The sequence below is a fragment of the Haloplanus sp. C73 genome (assembly GCF_051195115.1).
Lineage (GTDB): Archaea > Halobacteriota > Halobacteria > Halobacteriales > Haloferacaceae > Haloplanus.
The window spans coordinates 1-23,203 of the sequence record NZ_JBNTJZ010000010.1 but is presented as its reverse complement, the minus strand read 5'-3'; the positions used below and the strand labels follow the sequence as shown (position 1 = coordinate 23,203).

21 protein-coding genes are annotated in these 23,203 nt (G+C 68.9%); 10 read left to right on the top strand and 11 right to left on the bottom strand.

The window, feature by feature from the left end; translation table 11 throughout:
* Positions 1-530 precede the first annotated feature (530 nt).
* The 3 genes from ACQUSQ_RS14710 (at position 531) to ACQUSQ_RS14700 (ending at position 3,921) form a co-directional block, all read left to right on the top strand.
* Entirely contained in the window at positions 531-2,249 is a 1,719-nt protein-coding gene (locus ACQUSQ_RS14710) for a helix-hairpin-helix domain-containing protein (RefSeq protein ID WP_435070280.1), read from the top strand.
* 45 nt (positions 2,250-2,294) lie between these two features.
* Complete coding sequence (locus ACQUSQ_RS14705; RefSeq protein ID WP_435070279.1) at positions 2,295-3,644, top strand: CRTAC1 family protein; 1,350 nt, start codon at positions 2,295-2,297, stop codon at positions 3,642-3,644.
* Between the two features lie 79 nt (positions 3,645-3,723).
* A complete protein-coding gene (locus ACQUSQ_RS14700; RefSeq protein ID WP_435070277.1) occupies positions 3,724-3,921 on the top strand; it encodes a DUF7576 family protein in 198 nt (65 codons plus the stop codon).
* Here the strand turns inward: ACQUSQ_RS14700 and ACQUSQ_RS14695 are convergent.
* The 3 genes from ACQUSQ_RS14695 to ACQUSQ_RS14685 form a co-directional block, all read right to left on the bottom strand.
* Positions 3,918-6,254, bottom strand: a complete 2,337-nt coding sequence (locus ACQUSQ_RS14695) for an ATP-dependent DNA helicase (RefSeq protein ID WP_435070274.1) — start codon at positions 6,252-6,254, stop codon at positions 3,918-3,920. The two genes, ACQUSQ_RS14700 and ACQUSQ_RS14695, sit on opposite strands and share 4 nt — an antisense overlap.
* 43 nt (positions 6,255-6,297) lie before the next feature.
* A complete protein-coding gene (locus tag ACQUSQ_RS14690; RefSeq protein ID WP_435070273.1) occupies positions 6,298-6,678 on the bottom strand; it encodes a DUF5658 family protein in 381 nt (126 codons plus the stop codon).
* A 94-nt stretch (positions 6,679-6,772) separates the two neighbouring features.
* Positions 6,773-7,129 carry an ArsR/SmtB family transcription factor gene (locus tag ACQUSQ_RS14685; protein WP_435070271.1) on the bottom strand — a complete coding sequence of 119 codons (357 nt, stop codon included), beginning with the start codon at positions 7,127-7,129 and terminating at the stop codon, positions 6,773-6,775.
* Between the two features lie 125 nt (positions 7,130-7,254).
* Between ACQUSQ_RS14685 and ACQUSQ_RS14680 the strand changes: the two genes are divergently transcribed.
* Together ACQUSQ_RS14680 and moaC are read left to right on the top strand one after the other, a co-directional pair.
* Positions 7,255-8,676 carry an NAD(P)H-hydrate dehydratase gene (locus tag ACQUSQ_RS14680; RefSeq protein WP_435070269.1) on the top strand — a complete coding sequence of 474 codons (1,422 nt, stop codon included), beginning with the start codon at positions 7,255-7,257 and terminating at the stop codon, positions 8,674-8,676.
* On the top strand, positions 8,669-9,157 hold the full coding sequence (gene moaC / locus ACQUSQ_RS14675; protein ID WP_435070267.1) for a cyclic pyranopterin monophosphate synthase MoaC: 489 nt from the start codon (positions 8,669-8,671) through the stop codon (positions 9,155-9,157). Before ACQUSQ_RS14680 ends, moaC begins: the two co-directional genes overlap by 8 nt.
* Here the strand turns inward: moaC and hflX are convergent.
* Positions 9,154-10,446 carry a GTPase HflX gene (hflX, locus tag ACQUSQ_RS14670; RefSeq protein ID WP_435070265.1) on the bottom strand — a complete coding sequence of 431 codons (1,293 nt, stop codon included), beginning with the start codon at positions 10,444-10,446 and terminating at the stop codon, positions 9,154-9,156. The two genes, moaC and hflX, sit on opposite strands and share 4 nt — an antisense overlap.
* Positions 10,447-10,573: 127 nt before the next feature.
* Between hflX and ACQUSQ_RS14665 the strand changes: the two genes are divergently transcribed.
* Positions 10,574-10,912, top strand: coding sequence for an FUN14 domain-containing protein (locus ACQUSQ_RS14665; RefSeq protein ID WP_435070263.1), 339 nt, complete (start codon positions 10,574-10,576; stop codon positions 10,910-10,912).
* Here the strand turns inward: ACQUSQ_RS14665 and ACQUSQ_RS14660 are convergent, their stop codons facing one another.
* The 3 genes from ACQUSQ_RS14660 to ACQUSQ_RS14650 all read right to left on the bottom strand — a co-directional run bounded on the left by ACQUSQ_RS14660 (position 10,913) and on the right by ACQUSQ_RS14650 (position 12,785).
* On the bottom strand, positions 10,913-11,638 hold the full coding sequence (locus tag ACQUSQ_RS14660) for a ribosome assembly factor SBDS (RefSeq protein WP_435070261.1): 726 nt from the start codon (positions 11,636-11,638) through the stop codon (positions 10,913-10,915).
* Between the two features lie 81 nt (positions 11,639-11,719).
* Entirely contained in the window at positions 11,720-12,058 is a 339-nt protein-coding gene (gene trxA, locus ACQUSQ_RS14655) for a thioredoxin (protein ID WP_435070259.1), read from the bottom strand.
* 64 nt (positions 12,059-12,122) lie between these two features.
* The gene (locus ACQUSQ_RS14650) at positions 12,123-12,785 is read right to left on the bottom strand and encodes a 2,5-diamino-6-(ribosylamino)-4(3H)-pyrimidinone 5'-phosphate reductase (RefSeq protein WP_435070257.1); all 663 of its coding nucleotides are present in this window, start codon (positions 12,783-12,785) and stop codon (positions 12,123-12,125) included.
* A 92-nt stretch (positions 12,786-12,877) separates the two neighbouring features.
* Between ACQUSQ_RS14650 and ACQUSQ_RS14645 the strand changes: the two genes are divergently transcribed.
* From ACQUSQ_RS14645 to ACQUSQ_RS14635, 3 genes are read left to right on the top strand one after another with little or no spacing between them, the layout of a single operon-like run.
* Positions 12,878-14,149, top strand: a complete 1,272-nt coding sequence (locus ACQUSQ_RS14645) for a Single-stranded DNA binding protein (protein WP_435070255.1) — start codon at positions 12,878-12,880, stop codon at positions 14,147-14,149.
* Positions 14,146-15,693 carry a hypothetical protein gene (locus ACQUSQ_RS14640; protein ID WP_435070253.1) on the top strand — a complete coding sequence of 516 codons (1,548 nt, stop codon included), beginning with the start codon at positions 14,146-14,148 and terminating at the stop codon, positions 15,691-15,693. Before ACQUSQ_RS14645 ends, ACQUSQ_RS14640 begins: the two co-directional genes overlap by 4 nt.
* 2 nt (positions 15,694-15,695) lie before the next feature.
* Complete coding sequence (locus tag ACQUSQ_RS14635; protein WP_435070251.1) at positions 15,696-16,466, top strand: metallophosphoesterase; 771 nt, start codon at positions 15,696-15,698, stop codon at positions 16,464-16,466.
* A 6-nt stretch (positions 16,467-16,472) separates the two neighbouring features.
* On the opposite strand, the gene ACQUSQ_RS14630 is transcribed toward ACQUSQ_RS14635, so the two are convergent.
* Complete coding sequence (locus ACQUSQ_RS14630; RefSeq protein ID WP_435070250.1) at positions 16,473-16,826, bottom strand: hypothetical protein; 354 nt, start codon at positions 16,824-16,826, stop codon at positions 16,473-16,475.
* 94 nt (positions 16,827-16,920) lie between these two features.
* Between ACQUSQ_RS14630 and ACQUSQ_RS14625 the strand changes: the two genes are divergently transcribed.
* Entirely contained in the window at positions 16,921-19,758 is a 2,838-nt protein-coding gene (locus ACQUSQ_RS14625; protein ID WP_435070248.1) for a DEAD/DEAH box helicase, read from the top strand.
* Here ACQUSQ_RS14625 and ACQUSQ_RS14620 read toward each other — a convergent pair whose 3' ends face one another.
* The 3 genes from ACQUSQ_RS14620 to ACQUSQ_RS14610 form a co-directional block, all read right to left on the bottom strand.
* Positions 19,759-19,953 carry a hypothetical protein gene (locus tag ACQUSQ_RS14620; protein WP_435070247.1) on the bottom strand — a complete coding sequence of 65 codons (195 nt, stop codon included), beginning with the start codon at positions 19,951-19,953 and terminating at the stop codon, positions 19,759-19,761. It abuts the gene before it with no gap.
* A 70-nt stretch (positions 19,954-20,023) separates the two neighbouring features.
* Entirely contained in the window at positions 20,024-20,713 is a 690-nt protein-coding gene (locus ACQUSQ_RS14615) for a YqjF family protein (protein WP_435070246.1), read from the bottom strand.
* Between the two features lie 37 nt (positions 20,714-20,750).
* Positions 20,751-22,910 (bottom strand): AAA family ATPase, encoded by a 2,160-nt coding sequence (locus ACQUSQ_RS14610; protein WP_435070244.1) that lies wholly within the window; start codon positions 22,908-22,910, stop codon positions 20,751-20,753.
* Positions 22,911-23,203: the final 293 nt, after the last annotated feature.

Genomic DNA, 23,203 nt, shown 5'->3' with positions numbered 1-23,203 from the left:
CAGCAGCGAGGGAGCAAAGCTCCCTCGGGCAATCGGGCGGCGAAGCCGCCCGATGACGAGTCGCCCCTTTCAGTCCCGCCCGGCGGCGGCCGGTTGAACAGCCGATGCAGGCGGGACTGAAAGGGGCCGTCGTCTCGGCGTACCCGGACGTTCACGAGAGCGGAGCTCTCGTGAGCCAACCAGAACGCTCCGCGTTCTGGTGACGGTCGTCAGACCAAAGGTCTGACGAGCCAGACGGATCGCTTTGCGATCCGTCGACGACGTAAGCACCGCAACGCAGTGAGGAGCGTGGTTCGAGAGAGCGAAGCTCTCTCGTCATTACCAGAACCCGTCGGGTTCTGGTTAGCAGTCAGAACTCTACGAGTTCTGACGACATCACGAAAGAGCGCGTTGCACTCTTTCGAACGACAGCGAGTCCCGGAAGTCGAGACGACGGGGGCTTTCGAGGTGGGCTAAACTCCAACGGCATATCCCAGCACTACAACGTAAACCTCGGAAACCACTATACCCCCAGCCCGATTGCCTCCGGTATGCGACTGGAGGAGTTCTGGGGAGTGGGACCGAAGACGAGCGAGCGCCTCCGCGAAGCGATGGGCGAGGAAGCGGCCGTCGCGGCCATCGAGAACGCGGACGTGCGGGCGCTGACCGACGCCGGCGTCACGCGCGGCCGAGCGACGCGCATCCTCCGCCGCGCCAACGACGAGGCGGGGATGGACGCCCTCGCGACCCGCGACGCCCGCGACGTGTACGACGACCTGCTAGCACTGGCGAGCGAGTACGCCCTGACGCGTCACGCCGCGGACCGCATCCGGGTGCTGACGCCGCTCTCCGACCCCGACGCCGTGGTCGAGCGACTGGACGCCGTCGAGGCCGCGCGCGACGCGTGGGAGGGACTGGACGAAGCGAGTCGCGACGCCGTCGTCGCCGCCTTCGACGCCTACGACGACGCGGAGGGGACCGAACGCGCCGCCGTCGAGGCCGTCCTCGCGCTTCGCGAGGCGGGACTCGACGGCGACGCGTTCGACGTTCTCGGCACCATCGACCCCGAGGCGGTCCGCGAGGCGGCCGAGGCCCTGCAGTACGTCACGCCGTCGGGCGTCGGGTCGGGGGCCGACGAGCGACTCGACGACGTGCGCGCCCGCCTCGACGACGCCCGCGAACTGGAGAACTCCGCGTTCGACGTTCTCGAACGGATTCGAGAGACGGGCGTCCGCGATTTGGAGGACTTCCGCCGCGCGTTCGTGGAGTACGTCGACAGCGAGACCCGCCTCACCCGTGGCGCCATCGAGGAGGTGGCGCCCGATGAGGCCCACGACGCCGCCGACTTCGTGAGTACGGCGCTTCGCGCACTCGTCGAGGACTTGGAGCGCCGCGAGACGGAGCGCGAACGCGAAGTAGAGGCCGATCTCCGGGAATCGATTGCCGACGCGCGCGAGGACGTCGACCGGGCGGTCGCCGCCGTCGACGACGTCGCCTTCGAGTGCTCGCTCGCCCGCTTCGCGGCCGCACACGACCTCACGCGCCCGACGCTCGGCGGCGACGGACTCGCCGTCGAGGGGGCGCGCAACCTCTTTCTGTCTGACCCCGACCCCGTCGACTACGCGGTCGGCGACCACGACCTGTCGCCGCCGAGTGGCGATCGAGTCGCCGTCCTGACCGGCGCGAACAGCGGCGGGAAGACGACGCTACTCGAAACCTGCTGTTCCGTCGCACTGCTGGCCGCGATGGGGCTTCCCGTGCCCGCCGAGCGCGCCGCAGTCGGGCGGTTCGACGCCATCGTCTTCCACCGCCGCCACGCGAGTTTCAACGCCGGCGTGTTGGAGTCGACGCTGAAATCCATCGTCCCGCCGCTGACCGGCGACGGCCGAACGCTGATGCTCGTCGACGAGTTCGAGGCCATCACCGAACCCGGGCGGGCCGCGGACCTGCTGAACGGACTGGTCGACCTCACCGTGGAGCGTGGCGCCCTCGGCGTCTACGTCACCCATCTCGCGGACGACCTGAGTCCGCTCCCGCCGACCGCCCGCATCGACGGCATCTTCGCCGAGGGACTGACCCCCGACCTCGAACTGCGGGTGGACTACCAGCCCCGGTTCGGCACGGTCGGCAAGTCGACGCCGGAGTTCATCGTCTCCCGACTCGTCGCCAACGCGAGCGACCGGCGCGAGCGGCAGGGATTCGAGCATCTCGCCGCCGCAGTGGGCGAGGAAGCCGTCCAGCGCACTCTCTCCGACGTCTGGGAGGAGTAGGGCGCGGAGCGTACGACTCTTAACCCCGCGACCGCTGGAGGAGGTATGTTGGAGGACCGCTCGGGGCTACTCGCCGACAACGCGCCGTATCGGGGGTACGGCGCGGCCGTCACCGCCGGCCCCGACGGGATGCGCATCTTCGTCGCCGGCTTCGGCACCCCGAATCGCGTGCTCCGGTGGTCCGACGGATGCGTCGTCGACAGGGCGTGTGGCGTCCTCGCCGACGAGGGACGCCACGCCATCGGCGTCGCGGCCGCCGACCTCGACGGCGACGGCCGCGAAGAAGTGTACGTCCACAACGTCGCGGCCTTCGGCGGCACCTCGAACGAAGCGGACCTGCTTCTCGACCCGACGGGCGACGAGACGTGGCGCGACCTCTTCGCGGACCCGATAAACCGTGGCCGCGAGAACTACCGCGTGGGGCGGTCGGTCGCCGCCGTCGACCGCCTCGGAACCGGGCGATACGGGATGTTCGTCACCGGCTACGGCGCCCCCGCGCGGTTCTACGAGGTGGGCGACGACGGCGGCATCACCGACCTCTCGGACGCCGTCGGACTCGACGTCGTGACCGGCGGGCGCTCCGTCGCCGTCGGCCCCATCCTCTCCGAGCGGACCGACCTGTTTCTCGGCACCGAGCGCGGCGCGAACCTCCTGCTTCGGAACGCCGGGGGGCGATTCGTCGACGTTGCGCGGGAGTACGGCGTCGCCGACCCCGAGGAGAACGCGCGCGGCGCCGCCCTCGTCGCCCCGGACGGGGCGTCGACGCCCGATATCGTCTGTGGCAACTGGAACGGCGAGAACCGCCTGTTCTCGCTCGCCGGCGACGCCTTTACCGACACCGCGCCGCCCGACCTCGCCCGGCCGGCGCGCGTCCGGACCGTCGTCGCCGCCGACTTCGACAACGACGGGCGACAGGAACTGTTCATGAACTGTCTGGGCGCGCCGAATCGACTCCTCGTCTACGACGACGGGTGGACACAGACGGGCGTCGGCGACGCCCTCGAACCGGAGGGGATGGGGACGGGCGCCACCGTCGCCGACATCGACGGCGATGGAACGCTCGAACTCCTCGTCGTCCACGGCGAGGGCGAGGCCCAACCCCTCTCGCTGTTTGCGGCGCCCAACGACGGCGACTGGCTCCGCGTGTGCCCGCTCACGTCGAACGGCGCCCCCGCCCGCGGGGCGCGCGTCGACCTGCAGACCGACGCCGGCACCCAGTCCCGGGTCATCGACGCCGGCAGCGGCTACCTCTGTCAGATGGAACCCGTCGCCCACTTCGGCCTCGGAACGGCGACGCCCGAATCGCTCACCGTCCGCTGGCCCGACGGCCGCGAGCAAACCAAGACCGACCTCGACGCGCGGACGACGGTGACGTGTCCGTATCCGGGCAGCTAGCCCGCATCCGGGCGGCGAATCTACGGCGCGGCACGAGATAGCGGGTTTTAAGACCAACATTCCGTTACTGACTGGAAAGATGATCGACCCCACGTCAGAAATTGGGGAGGATGTCGACGAGAGCACCGCACCGACGTGTCACACGTGTGGGAAGAAAATCATGCAGGAGCCGAATCACCGCGTCGTCTCGTGGGTCGAGGGCGGCAGCGTCTCCCATCTTCACTTCTGCGACGACGACTGTCACGCGGCGTGGAGCGGCCGCCGACCGACGCCCTAGCGCTTCTCGAACCGGTCGAGCCCCAGCGACAGCATGTCGGGGCTGACGGGGCGAAACTCCTCGCGCTCCCACTCGGGGAAGTAGTCGCGGACGCCGTTCCAGCGATCACGCGCGTAGCGAGCGTCGACGAGGGCGCGAACGCCTCGCTCGTCGGGGCCACGAATCACCCGACCGACCGCCTGTCTCGCCTTCCGCACCGCGGGCACCGTCAGCGCCGTCTCGAACCCGCTTCGTCCGCCGCGGCCGTCGGTGCCGAACGCTCTGTCGTACGCCGTCACGACGGCGCGCGTGCGCGGACTCGTCGTATCGACCAGCGGCACGCCACAGACGACGGCGGCGTGCAATCGGTCGCCGCGGTAGTCGACGCCTTCCGTCAGCGTGCCGCGGATGCTGGTGACGAGCGTCTTGTCGCCGCCCGCAAAGAAGTCGGTTTTCAGCGCCTCGGTCGTGCCGTCGTCGCTCGACTCGTCGAGCAAGACCGGCGAGTCGAGTCGCGTCTCTAACTCCCCCGCCATCCACTCTGCCTCGGCGTAGTTCGGCATCCCGACGAGGACGTTGCCCTCCCGTCCCGCGACTTCGGCGACGGCGTCGACGTACACCTCCCGCGTCTCGGTGGCGTCGCCCGGCGCGCCCCGGTTTTCGTGGGTGAACGCCGGCGCGTCGACGGCGAAACTCGTCCGGTTCTCGCTGGGGAACGTCAGCCCGTAGGTTCGCTCCACGACCGGCCGCCCGTCGTCCGCGAGTTCGTCCAGTCCCGTCACCGACCGGAAGACGTCGAGGGGTTCGAGCGTCGCCGACATCAACACGCCGCCGCCGAAGTCGTCGAGGCGGTCCGAGATGGCGTCGCCCGGCACGCAGTTGTGCAGCGAGAGTCGCGCGTTGTAGGCGCGGCGCCACGAATCCGGTGGCTCCGCCTCGTTCCACGTCCGCGAGAGGTCGATTTCGCGGAAGTGCCGGGCGTGGTCCGCGCGATACCACGACCCCAGCACGCGGCCGACGGTCGTGATGGCTCGCTCGCGGTCCTCCTCCTCCAGCGAGTTCAGGGTGCGAGCGACGGCGGCGCCGACCGACTCGGCGCGCACCCACACGTCGTCGCCGTAGTCCTCGCTCGCCCACTCGGTGATGGCGTCTGGCTCCGGCGTCTCCGGGTCGCGAAGCGGTATCTCGTCGTCTGCGAGGTCGTCGAGCGCCGCGCGCCACGACGGCTGTTCTCGGTCGAGATAGTTCTGCACCTGCCGGTCGAGTTCCTCGCGCAAGTCCCGGACGAACGACCGCGTCGTCTTCAGTTCGTCGAGACTCACGTCCATCTCCTCCAGTTCGCCCCGCACCACCTCCGCCTCGTCGGTGTCGGGGTCGAACTCGACCGGCTGAATCGCCCGCGTCAACTCCGACTCGGCGTCGCGGAGCGTGGCGTCTCCCACCCCGTCGCTCACGAGGTCACGCACCCGCGGTTCGAGCATGTGCGCCTCGTCGCAGACGAGAAACGTCTCGTCGTCGAGCAGAGCGCCGGTGAAGGTGTCGACCGTCCGCGGGTCGAACGCGTGGTAGTAGTTGCCGATGGCGACTTCGACGTGAGGGAGCAGGGCGCCGAGCATCGAGTGCGGGCAGGTGCCGTGGCCCGCCGAGAGGCCCACGAGGTCCTCCGTATCGAGGAGGCCGGCGTCCTCGAAGTCGAATGGGACGGCCTCGACAGGGTCACCCTCCTCTGGCAAATCCTCCAGATACTGCGCGTAGAAGGGACAGTACTCGGTGCCCTCGTAGTCGGCCGTCTCGGGGAGATACGGCGTCGGCTCGCCTGCCGTCTCCAGATAGTCCGGCGTGGCCGACGCGTTCCCACCGGTGTCGAGCAACCCCGTCTGGGCCTGTCGGGCGTCGCTCGCGAGCGCCGCCGCCGTCGTCGGCCCCTCCGACCCCGTTAGGTTGCGCGTCCGCTCGCGAAGTCCCTCACAGCGGTCGTAGACGGTCGAGTCGTCGATGTCCGCCACCTGCTCCCGACTGTACGGACAGACGTCCGCCTTCCCGACGAGCGTGAGCGCCGAGACGGGGCGCCAGTCCTCGGGCAGGTTCTCGTTGATGGTACGGACGTCCGCCTCGAACTGCCGGAGTTGCTGTTTGACGCTCGTGAGAACGACCACCCGCTCGAAGGGGGAGTCGGGGTCACGGACCCGGTCGATGCCCGCCGTCAGCGCGAGCATGGTCTTGCCGGTGCCGCACGCGCCCTCGATAACCGCGAAGCCGCCGCGGTCGGCGGTGTCGATAGCCGTCTCGATGCCGTCTGCTTGTTCGGGGTACGGCTCGTCGTGGCCGAACACCGTCCGCCACGTCTCGCCCATTACCTACCCGCTGGCGTCGTCTTCGGATAAAAAGCTCGTTCCGTCACAGCAGGCTCTCGCCGAGGACGATGACGGCGAGGTTGTTGGCGAAGACGCCGAGTCCGACGGCGACGAGCGACCCCAGCCACACCTCGATGGCGACGGCGAAGTAGCGGTCTGCGGGTTCGGGCGTCCGCCGCAGGCGCTCGACGAGGTGGCGGAAGAAGGCCGTGACGAGCACCACGACTGCGAGGTGGGCGCCGACGACGACGGCGATGTCTCTCCCGAGGAGCCACCGCATCAGGGGGTTGCGCTCGGCGCCGACGCCGACGAGACGCGCCGCCGCGAGCGTCGTCAGCAGGTCGACGGCGAGGAGGAGAAAGAGGGCAACGGCAATCCAGTCCCAGTACTCCTCGATTCGGCCGTCGGTGCGAGCCGGCGTCACGGCGTCGCTCCGGGTGGGTAGACGTCTCGCGGTCGCGACGCGCTCGATTCGCTCATCGGGGTCACTTGGCGACGCGTCCCCATCCCGGTTTCGCTCACTCCGTCAGGCTGTCGCTGGCGACGACGACCAGCGAGTCCTGCGTGGGCGCGTACACCGTCATCTGTCGGCCCTTCACCGAGTAGCGCGTGCCGGCTTCCTCCACCAGACCGGCCTCCTCCAGATTGTCGATGTGGTGGCGGACGTTCTGTAGCGAAGTCGACACCGACTCCGCGAGTTCGGAGACGGCCGCGGGACGCTCCTCCAGCGAGGCCAGAATCGCTCGCGACGTGTCCGACGAGAGGGCATCGAGAAGTTGCTCGGCATCGTCTTCGGTCAGCGACAGGACACGGAGGTCACCGTCGTCTTCGGGCGTCACGTCTTGCTCCAGATGAGAGGGTAAGAGACCCGGCATTGAATCGCTGATTCCGGTGCAACCGACAAAATCCTTCGCCAGAATCTCTTTCGGTAAACATACTGATACGAGGCGCGACGACGCCGTGGCGAATACTATAACGGCTGTCGGAGCAACGTCCACCCATGATAACTGCAGACCGGATGGCGGCGGTGGACGAGAACGCCGCCGCCCTCGGCATCCCGCGCAAGCAGTTGATGGAATCGAGCGGCAACGCCGTCGCGAGGGTGGTCCGAGACGTGGCCGACCCCGACGACTCGGTGGCACTCGTCTGTGGCCGCGGCAACAACGGCGGCGACGCCTTCGTCGCCGCGCGCTTTCTGGACGACCCCACCGTCTACCTCCTCGGGCGCCCCGAAACCATCGCGACCGACATCGCGCGCGAGAACTGGGATGCGTTGGCGCAGGCGGAGTACGACACCCGGGTCGTCCGCGACTCTCGTGACCTGTCGCTCGACGACCCCGATATCGTCGTCGACGCGATGCTCGGAACGGGCGTGACCGGGGCGCTTCGCGAACCGGAACGCCACGCCGCCGAACTCATCAACGACGCCGACGCGACGGTCGTCGCCGTCGACGTCCCCTCCGGCGTCGACGCCGACACGGGCGAGGCGGCGGGCGTCGCCGTCGACGCCGACCACGTCGTCACCTTCCACGACGACAAGCCGGGCCTCGACGACGCCACCGTTGCCGACATCGGCATCCCCGAGGCGGCGTCGCTGTTCGCCGGGCCGGGCGACCGGCGCCTCCTCTCGCGCCCCGACGACGCGCACAAGGGCGCCTTTGGCGAGGTACTCGTCGTCGGCGGCGGGCCGTACACGGGCGCGCCCGCTCTCGCCGCACAGGCGGCGATGCGGGCCGGCGCCGACCTCGTTCGCGTCGTCTGCCCCGAGTCAGTCGCTCGCGAGGTCCAGAGCTTCGAGGAGGGGCTCATCCTCCGCCCGTTCGAGGGCGACCACCTCACGCCCGACCACCTCGACCGGATTCGGTCGCTCGCGGCCGACCACGACACCGTCGTCTTCGGCCCGGGCCTCGGCGACGACCCCGACACCCTCGACGCCGTCCGGGCCTTCCTCGCCGACTACGCGGGCCGCGCGGTCATCGACGCCGACGCCCTGCAGGTCGTCCCCGACATCGATACCGAGGCGACGCTGCTCTGTACCCCCCATCAGGGTGAACTCCGCGCGATGGGCGGGCCGAGCGCCGACGACTGGCGCGAGCGACTGGACGCCGTCACCGACTTCGCCGCCGAAATCGGCCACACCCTGCTGGTGAAAGGCGCGTACGACGTGATAACCGACGGCACCGACGCCCGCGCGAACCGCACCGGGAATCCGGGGATGACCGTCGGCGGCACCGGCGACGTCCTCGCGGGCGCGGCGGGCGCGCTCCTCGCCACCCAGCGCCCCCTCGACGCGGGGACGCTCGCCGCCTACGCGAACGGCCTCGCGGGCGACCGGGTGGTCGAGGAACAGGGGTACGGCCTACTGGCGAGCGACCTCTTGCCTGCACTGCCGCGGGCGCTGTGGGGTGCTGCCGATGAGTGACGAATCCGACGACCTGACACACACCGACGAGTCGGGCAACGTCCAGATGGTCGACGTGGGCGACAAGCCCGACACCGCGCGCCGGGCCGTCGCCCGCGGCGAAATCCACCTGCAGGCCTCGACTATCGACGCCATCACCGACGACGAAATCGGGAAAGGCGACGTGCTCGCAACCGCGCGCGTCGGCTCCGTGCAAGCGGTGAAACACACGTGGGAGACGATTCCGATGTGTCATCAGATTCCGATTACGAACGTCGAGACGGAGTTCGACGTGGGCGAGGACCGCGTGACCCTCACCGTTGCCGTCGAGACGACGGGCAAGACGGGCTGTGAGATGGAGGCGCTCGAAGGCGTGACGACCGGGTTGAACGTCGTCTGGGATATGGTGAAGGCAGCGGAGAAAGACGAGGACGGCGAGTACCCCGACACGGGGATTCGGGACGTGCGAGTGGTCGAGAAGACCAAACGGACGCTCGATTAGGGCTCGACGGCCGCGAGGTCACTCGCCTTCGCGCGCGCTCGCTCCACGACGGAGGGACGGGCTTCGAACTCCAGCACCACCTGTTCGCCCTCGTACGCCTCTTGCTCGACGTTCGCGTGGTCGTAGACCCACGAGACGAGACTCATCGCGTCGTCGCCGAGCGGAAGCACCAGCCGTTCGAACTCCCACGCGGGGAGTTCGTCCTCGATTCGGTCGCGGAGGATGTCGACGCGCTCGCCGGTCAGCCCGGAGACGGCGACGGGGTTGGGCGCCAGCGCCGACAGCGCCTCGCGTTTCTCCGCGAGTTCGTCGTCGTCGACGCGGTCGATTTTGTTCAACACGGTGACGATGGGCGCCTCGTTGCGCTCGTACAGCGTGTCGTGACAGGTGACGAGTTTCTCCCGCATCTCCTCGATATCCTCGCTCGCGTCGACGACGAGGAGGACGAGGTCGGCGTGATAGACGGAGTCGAGCGTGGATTCGAACGACTCCACCAGCCAGTGGGGCAGGTCGGAGACGAACCCGACCGTGTCGGTGAGGAGGACATCGCGCTGTCCGGTGTCGGCACGGCGCGTGGTCGTGCCGAGCGTCGTGAACAGTCGGTCCTCCGACTCCGCCGTGGTGTCTAAGTCCGGGTGGCGGTCCTCGTTCTCGTCCACGTCGAGTTCGGCCGCCAGCCGACGCATCAGCGTCGACTTGCCCGCGTTCGTGTAGCCCGCGAGCGCGACCAAGTCGAAGCCGGATTCACGGCGCTGTTCGCGTCGCGTCTCCGCCTTCTCGGCGATGGAGTCCAGTTCGCGTTTGATGTCCGCTATCTGGTTTTTGATGTCGCGCTCGCGGCTCTCGTCGTACTCCCCGAGCCCCATGAATCCGGGGCGCTCGTCGCGCGTGGCGAGGCTAGTCTTGGCCTCGGCGCGCGGGAGTTCGTATCGAAGCTCCGCGAGTTCGACCTGCAACTGGGCTTTGCGCGTCTGTGCGCGCTGGCCGAAGATGTCGAGGATGAGGGTAAAGCGGTCGATGACCTCGGTCCCTTCGGGGAGTTTCCCCCCGATGTTGTACGTCTGATACGGGCCGAGTCGGTTGTCGACGATGACCGCATCGGCGTCGGTTTCGACGGTCAGCGTCGCGAGTTCGTCGACTTTCCCCTCACCGAACGCGAAGGCGGCGTCCTCCTCACGAGTCTGTGTGAGTTCGCCGACCACCTCGTAGCCCGCCGCGCGGGCGAGGTCCTTGATTTCGGTCAAATCGGCGTCTCCGCGCTCGACACGCTTGGCGACGACCGCTCTCATCGGCTCACCTTCCGGCTATCGGTTCCCTGCACGAGTTACTCCCAAGGTAGGCGCTCGAAGCACTTAAACTCCGCTCGCCGGGGGTGTGCGCCATAAGCGACTTAACCACGAACGGACCAGAGAGGGTATGGACGGATTGCTCGTGGCGTTACAGCTGGGCATCGACCCACAGCAACTGGGGCTGGAGTTCGGGGGCGGGGCCGCAATCGGCGGGATAATCGGCTTCGCGGCCAAAAAACTGGCCAAGGTAATCGCGATTATCGTCGGCCTCGAACTTGCGCTGTTCAAATTCCTCGAATCGAGGGGTATTTTGACCGTCGACTGGGCGGCGCTCTCGGCCGGCGTGTTGAAGACGGGCGAGAACGCGGCCGGCGGCCCGCCGGGGTGGGTGTCGACCATCCTCTCGACGCTCTCGGTCTCTGCCGGCTTCACCGGCGGCTTCCTCCTCGGCTTCCGGCGCGGATAGCTATCGGACGTTGAGGTCGTCCTCGTCTTTGACGATGTGGGTCTCCGCTTCCCCGCTCGTCACTTCGTTCACGAGGTCGTAGAAGTCGTTTTGCATCCCCGCGGGGAAGGTGAGAACGCCAATCCACGAGCCGTCGGCCTGCCACTCCTCGCGGTCGAGGTCACCGAACTGCCGAATCTTCGCCTGCGCGCTCCCGGCGTGGTCGGCGGGCACCTGCACGGCGACGGTCACCTCCGCGAAGCGGATGGGGATGACCGGTCGGAGGGCGTCCAGCGCCTCGTCGACCTGCGTCTCGACCCGCTCCATCGGGTCGACGCGGAAGCCCGCCTCCTCGAGTGCGCGCTCGATGCGCTCCGGGGGGTGTGGGGCGTCGTCCATCTGCGGGTTGACCGCGTTGCGCGCGATACGATTTATCAGTTGCTTGCGCTTCTGTTCCTGCATCTCGCGGCGCTGTTCGGCGGTAATCTGGATTTCGCCCCGCTTGACGACTTCCGGGATTATCTCCATCGGGTCGGTGGTGCCGAACACCTCTTCGAGAGCCGTCTCCGCGGGGCGGTCACCGCGCGAGGCGTTCTCGAAGACGTCCTCGGCGGCGATGACCTCCTCCAAGTCGCCGTCGAACTCGTCGCGCTTGATGGCGAGAGCGGCGTCGGGGTCGATTAGTACCTCGAAACGCTCGCCGTGGGATTCGAGGCGCGCCGTAACGGCCTCGTCCAGCGAAATCATGTGCCGGAGTAGACCCCCCGGAAGTATATACTCTCGGCTCGTCGGCCTCGGCGTCGTGAAAACGTGGACCGCAGGACGCGGTTACGAGAGGTCGTCTATCATCGAGACGAGCGTGTCCTTGTCCTGAACGCCGATGAGACGCTCGGCCTGTTCGCCGTTGGCGTAAAACTCCAGCGTCGGGACGCTCTGAATGCCGCGGTCCTGCGCCAGTTCCTGCAGTTCGTCGATGTCGACTTTCAGGACGACGGCGTCGGTTTCCGCGGCGATTTCCTCGACGGTCGGCTCCAGCATCTTGCAGGGACCACACCAGTCCGCGTAGTAGTCGACGAGGACGATGGCGTTGTCCTCGACGAGTTCAGACAGGTGGTCGGCACTCTCGACGTGAATCGGCTCGGTCTGCTCGCCAGTCGACTTACTCATGTCTCTCATTTGCGACCCGACCCTCTTAATGGTTGAGCCGTGTTGCCGCACCGGCGCACAACCGTCACTCGACGCGGTATTCGAGGACGACTCCGTCGTCGACACGCTCCACCGACACCAGTTCGAGCGCCGGAAACTCCTCGACGAACCCCTCGCCGTCCGCCAGCGTGGGCGCGTCCCGCCCGCCGATGACCAGCGACCCGACGAACACGCTGAGTTCGTCGACGAGGCCGGCCTCGAACAGCGAGTAGATGAGTTCGCCCCCGCCCTCCGCCAGCAAGCGGTCGACCCCCGCCGCGGCGAGTTCATCAAATGCCGCCGGGAGGTCGACCCGTGAGTTGCCGGCTTCGATGACCGTCGCGCCCGCTTCCCGCAGTCGCGCCAGTCGGTCGTCGGACGCCGCCGCCGAGACGAGGAGATACGTCTCCGCGTCGTCGTTCAGACACGTCGCGTCGGGCGGCGTGCGGGCGCGGGAGTCGGCGACGACGCGCGCGGGGTTCGCGGGGCGCCCGTTGCGGAGTCGCTCGACCCGCCGTTGCTCGGCTTTCACGCCGAGATGCGGGTCGTCCGCGAGGACGGTTCCGACGCCGACGAGGACGGCGTCGGCGGCGGCGCGCAGGCGGTCGACCCGGTCGAAGTCCGCGTCGCCGGAGATACGAACCTGTCGGCGCTCGCGGGTCGAAAGCTTGCCGTCGACGCTCGTCGCCGCGTTGACGACGACTTCCATGCGAGTCAGTTCGGGCGGGGGCGCAAACCGCTTTCGGTGGATGGGTCGTGACGGGCGACGGTTTTTAAGACCGCGCGACCAACGGCTCACCGATGCAACTCGACGACCATGCCGAGGAGCTCGCCTCCGACCTCGGCGTAGACAAAGCGGAGGTCAAAGAGGACCTGCAGAGCTTGCTCGAATACAACGTCCCGGTGGAGGAAGCCAAGGCGAGCGTGCGCCGCAAACACGGCGGCGACGAGGGGTCGTCCTCGGCGCCGACGGCCAAATCGCTGGCCGACGTCACGCCCGAAGACGGCTCCGTCACCGCGACGGTCCGCGTCCTGACCAAGGGGACGCGCTCGATTCGGTATCAGGGCGACGACCAAGTCATCCGTGAGGGCGAGTTCGCCGACGAGACGGGGATTCTCTCCTACACCGCGTGGGAGGAGTTCGACTTCGAACCCGGCGACTCCATCACCGTCGGCAACGCGAACGTCCGCGAATGGGAGGGACGTGCCGAACTCAACCTCGGGACGAACACGACGGTCGCCGAGGCGTCCGAGACGGTCGAGACGCCGTACGAGGTGGGCGGCGACCGCGACCTGATAGACCTCGAACCCGGCGACCGAGGCCGGACCGTCGAGGTTCGCGTACAGGAACTCGACGAGCGGACCATCGACGGCCGCGACGGCGAGACGGAGATTCTCTCGGGCGTCGTCGCCGACGAGACGGCGCGCCTCCCGATTACCGACTGGGACCCCCACCTCGAACTCGAAGCGGGGGCGTCCGTCCGCCTCGAAGATGTCTACGTCCGCGAGTACCGGGGCGCGCCGCAGGTGAACGTCACGGAGTTCTCGACGGTCGAACGCCTCGACCGCGAGGTCGACGCCACCGCGACGGCGCCGCGAATGCCCATCGGCGAGGCCGTCGCCGCCGGCGGCCTGTTCGACGTCGAACTCGTCGGCAACGTCATCGAGGTTCGGGACGGCTCCGGCCTGATAGAGCGCTGTCCAGAGTGTGGGCGCGTCGTCCAGAACGGGCAGTGTCGCGCCCACGGCGACGTCGAGGGCGAGGACGACCTGCGGGTGAAGGCCATCCTCGACGACGGGACGGGCACCGTCACGGCCGTCCTCGACACCGACCTCACCGCCGAGGTGTACGGCGGTAGCATCGAGGACGCGAAAGCGGAGGCCCGCGAGGCGATGGACAAGGAGGTGGTCGCCGACGCCATCCGAGGGCGAATCGTCGGGCGCGAGTTCCGCGTCCGCGGGTCGCTCTCGGTCGACGAGTACGGCGCCAACCTCGACGCCGAGACGTTCGCAGAGAGCGACGACGACCCGGCGGACCGCGCGAGCGAACTCCTCGCGGGGGTGGCGCGATGAGCGCCAGCGACGACGGGCCGGGGCGCCGCGAGGTGGCCCACCGCCTGTTCGCCGCCGAGTTCGACGACGCCACCGTCTCCTACGCCGAGAGCGACGAGGAGCGGGCGCCGAAATACGTCGTCACGCCGACCGGTGCGCGAGTCAACCGCCTGTTCACTGTCGGCGTCCTGACCGAAATCGAGTCGGTCAACGAGGACGTCCTTCGGGCGCGCGTGGTCGACCCCACGGGCGCGTTCGTCTCCTACGCCGGCCAGTACCAACCCGACGCCGCCGCCTTCTTCGAACGCGCCGAACCGCCGGCGTTCGTCGCACTCACCGGCAAGGCCCGGACGTTCGAACCCGACGACGGCGACCGGGTGTACACGTCGGTCCGGCCCGAGAGCGTCTCGACGGTCGACGCCGAGACGCGGGACCGGTGGACCGTCTCGGCCGCCGAGGCGACGCTCCGCCGCGTCGCCGCGATGGCCGACGCACACGCGATGGACGCCCGCGGCGACGAACTCGAAGCTGCGCTGCTCGACCGGGGCTACGACGAGTCGCTCGCGGCGGGTATCCCCCTCGCCATCGACCGATACGGGACGACCGTCGCCTATCTCGACGCGGTCCGTGAGGTGGCACTCGACGCCCTCGCCGTCGTCGCCGGCGAGCGCGACGCGGTGCGCGCACTCGACGTCGCACCCGACGACGCCGGTACCACCTCGCTCGGCCCGCTACCGGAGGCGGTGCAACGAGACACGGAGGGTATCGAGCGCACGACGCCGGCCGAGCCGGGCGCCGTCGAAACGGACGAGACGGACGTGGCCGAACCGACGGAGTCGACGGCGAGCGCGCCCGAATCGCGCGGGACCGACGAGGCTACGTCGGAATCGGTGGAATCGACGGCAACTGCGGACGAGTCGCCGGTCGAGGAAGCCGAGTCCACGACGCCGCCTGCGGAGCCGGAATCGAGCGACGAACCGGCGGAGCCAGCGTCGACGGAACCGGAACCGACCGCCGACGAACCGGCAGAAGAGGCGCCAATTTCCGACGCGGGCGACACCGAGACAGCGGACGAAACCGAGGCGCCGACCGGCGAACTCGGCGACTTCGAGGACGACGACCTCTACGAACTCGACGAGGAGGAGCGCCGCGAGGTCGAATCCGAGTTCGACGTCGGCTTCGAGAGCGGCGCGGAGGTCGGCGACCCCGGCGAGGCCGACATCGACGTGCCCGGTCCCGAAGACTTGGAAGAAGACGTGGGCGAGGTCGGTGACCCCGATGGCGACGCCGAGGAAGTGGGTGCGGTCGAGACGGCTGACGGGGAGGGCGACGAGACGACGGACGAGGCCGAAGCGGAGACGGCCGAGGATGTCGACCTCGAAGTCGCAGCGGTCGAGGTGATGGACGACCTCGACGAGGGCGACGGCGTGGCTCACGACAAGGTCGTCGCGGCGGTAGTGGAGGAGTACGGCGCCGACCCCGGTGCCGTCGCCGACGCCATCGAGGACGCCCTCATGAGCGGGAAGTGCTACGAGCCGAGCGAGGACCGCCTGAAGGCAATCTAATCGTGGCACGCGTCGAGCCGGTTCCCGGTGCGCCGGCCGCCGTCGCGGACTGCGGCGACGAGCGCGCACTCGTCGTCGCGGACTACCACGCCGGCATCGAGGCCGGTCTCCGATACGAGCGCGGTGTCGAACTCCGGAGCAACGCCGACACGCGCCGCGAGAGACTCTGTGCGCTCTGTTCGCGAACCGACCCGGACCGGGTCGTCGTCCTCGGCGACTTGGTGCATCGCATCGGCGACCCCGACGCGGGCGAGCGCGACGAAATCGAGGCGCTACTCGACGCACTCGATGACCGGTCGGTGCCGCTGACGCTCGTCCCCGGCAACCACGACGGCGGTGTCGGCGACGCCTACGGTGACCGCCTGCAAGTCGCCGACTCCGGCGGGCTACGGCTGGGCGATATCGGCTTCATTCACGGCCACACGTGGCCCGACCGGGCCGTCCTCGGCGCCGCGACGGTCTGTATGGGTCACGAACACCCGCAGGTCCGGCTTGAGGACGAGGTGGGCGGCGGGCGCGCCGAGAAGGCGTGGCTCCGGGGCCGCCTGCGCGTCGACCCCTTCGCCGACCACTTCGGCGTGGCGCCGGAGTCGCTCGCGTGGGGAACCCCCGAACTCGTCGTGTTCCCGGCGTTCAACGACCGCTCTGGCGGGACGTGGGTCAACGTCGAGGGACAGTCGTTTCTCTCACCCTTCCTCCCCGACGCGCTCGATTCCGACGCCGAGGCGTATCTCCTCGACGGAACGCGGCTTGGCGCGTATCGGCGGGTGTGAAGACGGCTACACGCCCGGGACGCCGAAGGCGCCGATGCCGAGGCCGAAGACCGTATCCACGACGAACAGCACGAGGAGCGCGGCGAGCCAAGCGACGACGCCCATCGTCGCGGCCGTCAGCCAGCCGCCGGGGTAGCGCCACTTCAGGACGCCAATCCAGACGACGAGTGCAATCACGGAGCCGAACAGTGGAATCCACGAGACGAGCGCCCACGCAACCGCGCCGAACAGCGCGGTGACGACGGCGCGGCTGTAGTCGTCGACGCCCGCGACGGTCCGGGCGCTGATGTAGATGGCGAGGCCGCCGACCAGCAGGGCGACGACGAGCGAGACAAGCGCACCGACGGCTGGAACAGGCACACTGTGGCTGGCTCGCGCCACGCACAAAGCCCTGTGGGCCGGGCGACGCCCCCGAACGGTGAACTTAATCGGCTCGCCCGACTAGCGCGACCGAATGGCAGACGGAACGCTCGACGGGATGGACGCCTTCACCCACCTCGGCGAGCGAGTGCGGGCCGCGCTCTCGGAGCGGGGATTCACCACGCCGACGGAGCCACAGCGCCGGGCGATACCCCCGCTCGCGGCGGGCGAGAACGCACTCGTCCTCGCGCCGACAGGGACGGGCAAGACGGAGACGGCGATGCTGCCGGTGTTCGACGCGATTCACCGCGCCGAGGACCGCTTCGGCATCTCGGCGCTCTACATCACCCCTCTCCGGGCGCTCAACCGGGATATGCGCGACCGGCTGGACTGGTGGGGCGAGTATCTCGACGTCGAGGTGGACGTCCGGCACGGCGACACCACGCAGTACCAGCGGGGCAAACAGGCCGACGACCCGCCCGACGTGCTGGTGACGACGCCCGAGACGCTGCAGGCGATGCTGACGGGCGAGAAGTTGCGCAAAGCCCTCGCCGACATCGAACACGTCGTCGTCGACGAGGTGCACGAACTCGCCTCGTCGAAGCGAGGGGCGCAGTTGACGGTCGGACTCGAACGCCTCCGCACCCTCTCGGGGTCGTTCCAGCGCATTGGTCTCTCGGCGACCGTCGGGTCGCCCGGCGAAGTGGGGAAGTTCCTGACCGGTGGGCGCGGCTGCACGCTCGTCGAAGTCGACGCCGGCACCAACGTCGACTTCCGCGTCTGGAACCCGGAGCCGACGGCGGAGGACGAGCGCCTCGCGGGCGAACTCGCGACAGACGTCGACATCGCGAGTCACGTCCGCGCGATTCGCGACATCGTCGCCGAGCACGAGTCGACGTTGGTGTTCGTCAACACGCGACAAACTGCGGAGGCGCTCGGGTCGCGCTTCAAGCGCCTCGACGCCCCCATCGGCGTCCACCACGGGTCGCTCTCGAAGGAGGCCCGCATCGACATCGAGGAGGCGTTCAAGGCGGGTGACATCGACGGCCTGGTCTGTACGTCGTCGATGGAACTCGGCATCGACGTGGGCCGTGTCGACCACGTCGTGCAGTACGGCAGTCCGCGCGAGGTGGCGCGCTTGCTCCAGCGGGTGGGGCGGGCGGGCCACCGTCGCGACGCCATCTCCGAGGGGACGGTCCTCGTCGACCACCCCGACGACACGCTGGAGGCGCTTGCCATCGCCCGCCGCGCCGTCGCGGGCGAGGTGGAGTCGGCCTCCATCCATCACGGCAGTCTGGACGTGGTCGCGAACCAAATCGTCGGCCTCGTGATGGACCACGGCGAAATCCACGCTCGCGAGGCGTACGAGACGCTGACGGCGGCCTACCCCTTCCGCGACCTCTCGGAGGCGCAGTTTCAGGAGGTGGTGCGAGAGTGTTCGAACAACCGCCTCCTGTGGCTGGACGAAGACGCCGACCGACTGGAGAAATCGGGCGGGACGTGGCGCTACTTCTACGCCAACCTCTCGATGATTCCCGACGAGGAGACTTACGAGGTGTACGACCTCTCCTCGCGAGAGACCATCGGCACGCTGGACGAGAAGTTCGTCCTCAACTTCGCGACGCCGGGCGAGGTGTTCATCCAGCGGGGCGAGATGTGGCGCATCACGGAAGTCGACGAGGAGGAGACGCAGGTCGAAGTGACGCCAATCGAGGACCCGGCGGGCGAGGTGCCGTCGTGGACGGGCCAAGAGATTCCGGTACCCTCCGGCGTCGCCGGCGAAGTCGGCGAGATGCGCGGTGTCGCGAGCGACCAGTTCGGACGCGGCGCCGAGCGCTCGTCGGCCGCCCGGGAGTTTCTCTCCCGCTATCCGGGCGACGAGCGCACCGTGAGCGAGGCGCTCGAACCGGTCGAGAGACAGGTCGAAGCCGACGCGCCGACCCCCACCGCCGACCGAATCGTCGTCGAGGGACAGGGACGGAACGTCGTCGTCAACGCCGCCTTCGGTCACGAGGTGAACGAGACGCTCGGGCGACTGTGCTCGGCGCTCGTCGGCCAGCGCACCGGCTCCTCGGTCGGCATGGAGGTCGACCCCTACCGCATCGAACTCGAAGTGCCGGGGCGAAGCGGTCCGAGCGAGGTGGTCGACGTACTGGAGTCGACCGACCCCGACCACGTCGAGGGGCTTCTCGAACTCGCGCTGAAGAACTCGGGCACGCTGAAGTTCACGCTCGCGCAGGTGGCGGCGAAGTTCGGCGCCCTCAAGCGGTATCAGGGGTCGAGTCGGTTCGGCGCCGACCGCCTGCTGGCCGCGCTGGAGGACACGCCCATCTACGACGAAGCGGTGCGCGAGGTGTTTCACACCGACCTCGCCGTCGAGGAGGCGGCGACGGTGCTCGAACGGATTCAGTCGGGCGATATCGACCTCGTGACCGCGCGCGAACTGACGCCGCTCGGGACCGGCGGGCGGTCGAGCGGGCGCGAACTCCTCGTGCCCGAGAACGCGGACGCGAGCGTCGTCGAGACACTGAAAGAGCGCATCCACGAGGACCGCATCATCCTCGCCTGCCTGCACTGCACGGACTGGACGCGCAAGACGAAGGTGAAACGCGTCCCCGACCAGCCCCGGTGTCCCGAGTGCGAATCGACGCGCATCGCCGCGCTCAACCCGTGGGACGAGGAGGCGGTGAAAGCCGTCCGAGCGAAAGAGAAAGACGAGGAACAGGAGCGACTGACGGAGCGTGCCTACCGCTCGGCCAATCTGGTGCAGAGCCACGGCAAGCAGGCGGTCATCGCCATGGCCGCCCGCGGCGTCGGCCCGCACAACGCCGCCCGCATCATCGCCAAACTCCGCGAGGACGAGGCCGACTTCTACCGGGACATCCTCGAACAGGAGCGCCAGTACGCCCGCACGCAGTCGTTCTGGGACTGACTACGCGTCGTTCATCCGCGTCTTGCTCGTCTCCCCGCAGGAGCGACACTCCACGATGCGATAGGGTTCCCGCGAGAACGCCGCGTTCGCTTCGTCGGGGCTCTCCGTGAGAATCGCAATCGAGACGTCGAGCCGCTGCTCTGTGCCACAGGCGCTACAGTGGTCTGTTGCCGTCTCGGGAGAGGCGCGTTGCATCGGAGTCACCGTGGACGAAAGGGCAGTCGCTGAGCCACTTTTCGACTCGGCCTAATTGATTGGCCCGCGGTCAGCGCACGCGGTGAATCAAGCCGGCGGTCACGTCGCTCCCCGGACTGTAATGAACTCGTGGCTCGCCCGCGGGTCGGTCGAAGCCGTTCGCCGCGAAGAGCGTGTTCTCGCGGGTGTCGAGCGTCGCCTCGGTCACTGCCCACGGCGCATGTTCGATTTCACCCCGGTAGAGTCGCCCGCCCGCACTCTCGGTGTAGAAGCGATAGCGCTCGGTGAGGAAGGCGGCGAGCGAGTCGGGGTCGGCAGGAGTCGGCGTCCCAGTCGGGCAATACGTGGCGTCGAACGCCGCCGGCGGCGCGCCCCGGTGTGTCCGCCGACTTCGAAAGTCGATACCGCCCTGCTCGCGGTCGGTGACCGACATCTCCGCCCGGTAGTAGGGGAGTTTGAACAGGCCGCGCGCGACGGTCACGCCGAGCGGGTCGGCCGCATCGAGGTTGTAGAAGTAGACGCCCGGTCCCCGTTCCGACTGGACGTACGTCCGCAGGTTGAGTTCGGGGAAAGAGAGGCCGACGGGGACGCCTCGCGGCCGGATGGACGCCATCCGAAAGCCGACGATGCCAAGGTAGGCGTCGCCGTCGCGCGTATCGACCGTGAGTCCGGCGGGAAGCGTCGGTGCGACGATGTCGGGGTCGACCGCCCAGTGAGCGAACAGCAGGTCGTCCCAGCGCATCGAGAGCAGCGAGCGCATACGGGCCGTGGGGACGCGAGTCAGTTCGGCCTGTCGGTCAGGTCAGTGACGGCGAGACGCTTTCCAGCGCCGCCTCGAAGTGCGCGGCGGTCAGCGACACCTCGTCGGCGTGGTCGTTGGCCTCGGCGCCGGCGTAGGCGTCGGCGACGGTCCGGACCGCGTGCATGGCCGCCTCGCGACAAACAGCGGCGAGGTCGGCCCCGGAGTAGCCCGCGGTTCGCGCCGCGATGTCGCCCAAATTCACGCTGGCGTCGAGGGGTTTCTGCCGGGTGTGGACGCCGAGAATCGCGCGGCGCGCGGGTTCGTCGGGCGCCGGCACTTCGACGTGGGATTCGAGACGGCCCGCGCGGAGCAGTGCCGGGTCGAGTGCGTCCTTGCGGTTCGTGGCCGCGAGTACGACGAGGGTGGGGTTGTCGGCGACGGCGTCGAACTCCGTCAGGAGTTGGGAGACGACGCGCTCGGTCACGTCGCCGTCGGCGCGGTCACGCGCCGTCGCGACGGCGTCGATTTCGTCGAAGAAGACGATAGCCGGTGCGGTCTGTCTGGCGCGGTCGAACACCTCACGGACCGCCTTCTCGCTCTCGCCCACGTATCGGTCCAGCAGTTCCGGCCCCTGCACGTGGACGAAGTTCACCCCGCTCTCGGCGGCGATGGCGCGGGCCAAGAGGGTCTTGCCCGTCCCCGGCGGCCCGTAGAGGAGGACGCCCGAGGGCGGGTCAGCGTCCGCCGCCTCGAACAGCGGCCCGTACGTGAGCGGCCACGTCACCGCGCGTTCGAGCGTCGCCTTCGCGTCGTCGAGGCCGCCGACCGACTCGAACCCCTCGGTCGGCGTCTCGGAGACGTACTCGCGCATTGCGCTGGGGTCGACGGCGGCCATCGCCGTCTCGAAGTCGGCTCGCCCGACCGAGATGGCCGCCGTCTCCGTGCCCTCGCGCCGGGCGCGTCGAAGCGCCGACATCGCCGCCTCGGTCACCAGCGATTCGAGGTCCGCCCCGACGAAGCCGTGGGTGCGCTCGGCCAGTCGGTCGAGGTCGACGTCCTCCGTCATCGGCATCCGCCGAGTGTGGACGTCGAGAATCTCTCGGCGCCCGGCGACGCCGGGGACGCCGATTTCGATTTCGCGGTCGAAGCGCCCGCCGCGCCGGAGCGCGGGGTCCAAGTCGTCGACGCGGTTCGTCGCCCCGATGACGATGACCTCGCCCCGCGCCTCCAGCCCGTCCATCAGCGAGAGGAGTTGGCCGACGATTCGGTCTTCCATCCCGCCGCCGTCCTCGCGTTTGGGCGCGACGGAGTCGATTTCGTCGAAGAAGACAATGGCGGGCGCCTCGTCGCGAGCGCGCTCGAACACCGCGCGCAGGCGCTCCTCGCTGTCGCCCTTGTACTTCGAGACGATTTCGGGACCGGAGACGGAGATGAAGGTGGCGTCGACTTCGTTCGCCACCGCCTTGGCGATGAGCGTCTTGCCCGTCCCCGGCGGGCCGTACAGCAAGACGCCCTTCGGCGGGTCGACGCCGAGGCGAGTGAACAGTTCCGGCTCCGCCAGCGGGAGTTCTATCATCTCCCGCACCAAGTCGAGTTCGTCGTCGAGGCCGCCGATGTCCTCGTAGGCGACGCCGGTCGGCGGGCGCTCGCTCTCGGTCGATGCCGCCGACTCGTCGCCCGCCTCGACCGGCATCTCGGTCGGCAAGTGAGTCTGGGTGCCGCCCCCGGCCAGTCGGAGGTCGGTCGATTCGGTCGCTCTCACGGCCCCGGCGGGTCGCGTCTCGGTGACGACGAAGGGGTCGGCGTCGAGGCTCTCGACGCGCACTCGGTCGCCCTCGCGGAGCGGCCGGCTCTCGATAGCGCGCCGGAGTTCTCGGCGCACCGACTCCCGGTCGGCGTCGACCGACTCCGGTGCCGTCAGGGTGATAGCGTCGGCGTCGGTGACGCTCGCGCGCCGCACCCGGACAGTGTCACCGACTGCCACGCCCGCGTCGGCGCGGGTCCCGGCATCGACGAGGATGGCGTCGTCGGGAACGCCCGCCCGCGCCGGCCAGAGTTTCGCAACCGTCTCGCGGTCACCCTCGATGGCGACGGCGTCGCCGCTCAACACGCCGAGTCGCTTTCGGGCGGTTTCCGGAAGCCGGGCGATGCCCCGGCCCGCATCGCGTTTCTCGGCGCTCCGCACCGTGAGTTCGATGCCGTCGCCCTCGCTCATTGGGGGCCGGTAGGGCTGGCCCGCCCTTTACCCTTCGCTCTATCGCACTGATACTGTTCAGAGGTGTGTGTTTGAACTGGAGACACCTCGAAAGCCCCGACTCGCTGGAGTCGGGAGTAGCGAGGCGGCAGAGCCGCCTCGAAGCCGCGCACGGCAAGCCGTGCGCGCCCCTCGCTGTGCTCCTCGGCCTTCGGCCTGCGGTGCTTGCGTCGGCTTCCTTCCTCCAGCAGCGAGGGAGCGAAGCTCCCTCGGGCAATCGGGCGGCGAAGCCGCCCGATGACGAGTCGCCCCTT

Excerpts from the sequence above, each read along its gene's own strand:
- ACQUSQ_RS14710 (WP_435070280.1), top strand. The coding sequence starts at position 531 with ATGCGACTGGAGGAGTTCTGGGGAGTGGGACCGAAGACGAGCGAGCGC.
- ACQUSQ_RS14705 (WP_435070279.1), top strand. The coding sequence starts at position 2,295 with ATGTTGGAGGACCGCTCGGGGCTACTCGCCGACAACGCGCCGTATCGG.
- ACQUSQ_RS14700 (WP_435070277.1), top strand. The coding sequence starts at position 3,724 with ATGATCGACCCCACGTCAGAAATTGGGGAGGATGTCGACGAGAGCACC.
- ACQUSQ_RS14695 (WP_435070274.1), bottom strand. The coding sequence starts at position 6,254 with ATGGGCGAGACGTGGCGGACGGTGTTCGGCCACGACGAGCCGTACCCC.
- ACQUSQ_RS14685 (WP_435070271.1), bottom strand. The coding sequence starts at position 7,129 with ATGCCGGGTCTCTTACCCTCTCATCTGGAGCAAGACGTGACGCCCGAA.
- ACQUSQ_RS14680 (WP_435070269.1), top strand. The coding sequence starts at position 7,255 with ATGATAACTGCAGACCGGATGGCGGCGGTGGACGAGAACGCCGCCGCC.
- moaC (WP_435070267.1), top strand. The coding sequence starts at position 8,669 with ATGAGTGACGAATCCGACGACCTGACACACACCGACGAGTCGGGCAAC.
- hflX (WP_435070265.1), bottom strand. The coding sequence starts at position 10,446 with ATGAGAGCGGTCGTCGCCAAGCGTGTCGAGCGCGGAGACGCCGATTTG.
- ACQUSQ_RS14665 (WP_435070263.1), top strand. The coding sequence starts at position 10,574 with ATGGACGGATTGCTCGTGGCGTTACAGCTGGGCATCGACCCACAGCAA.
- ACQUSQ_RS14660 (WP_435070261.1), bottom strand. The coding sequence starts at position 11,638 with ATGATTTCGCTGGACGAGGCCGTTACGGCGCGCCTCGAATCCCACGGC.
- trxA (WP_435070259.1), bottom strand. The coding sequence starts at position 12,058 with ATGAGTAAGTCGACTGGCGAGCAGACCGAGCCGATTCACGTCGAGAGT.
- ACQUSQ_RS14650 (WP_435070257.1), bottom strand. The coding sequence starts at position 12,785 with ATGGAAGTCGTCGTCAACGCGGCGACGAGCGTCGACGGCAAGCTTTCG.
- ACQUSQ_RS14645 (WP_435070255.1), top strand. The coding sequence starts at position 12,878 with ATGCAACTCGACGACCATGCCGAGGAGCTCGCCTCCGACCTCGGCGTA.
- ACQUSQ_RS14640 (WP_435070253.1), top strand. The coding sequence starts at position 14,146 with ATGAGCGCCAGCGACGACGGGCCGGGGCGCCGCGAGGTGGCCCACCGC.
- ACQUSQ_RS14625 (WP_435070248.1), top strand. The coding sequence starts at position 16,921 with ATGGCAGACGGAACGCTCGACGGGATGGACGCCTTCACCCACCTCGGC.
- ACQUSQ_RS14620 (WP_435070247.1), bottom strand. The coding sequence starts at position 19,953 with ATGCAACGCGCCTCTCCCGAGACGGCAACAGACCACTGTAGCGCCTGT.
- ACQUSQ_RS14615 (WP_435070246.1), bottom strand. The coding sequence starts at position 20,713 with ATGCGCTCGCTGCTCTCGATGCGCTGGGACGACCTGCTGTTCGCTCAC.
- ACQUSQ_RS14610 (WP_435070244.1), bottom strand. The coding sequence starts at position 22,910 with ATGAGCGAGGGCGACGGCATCGAACTCACGGTGCGGAGCGCCGAGAAA.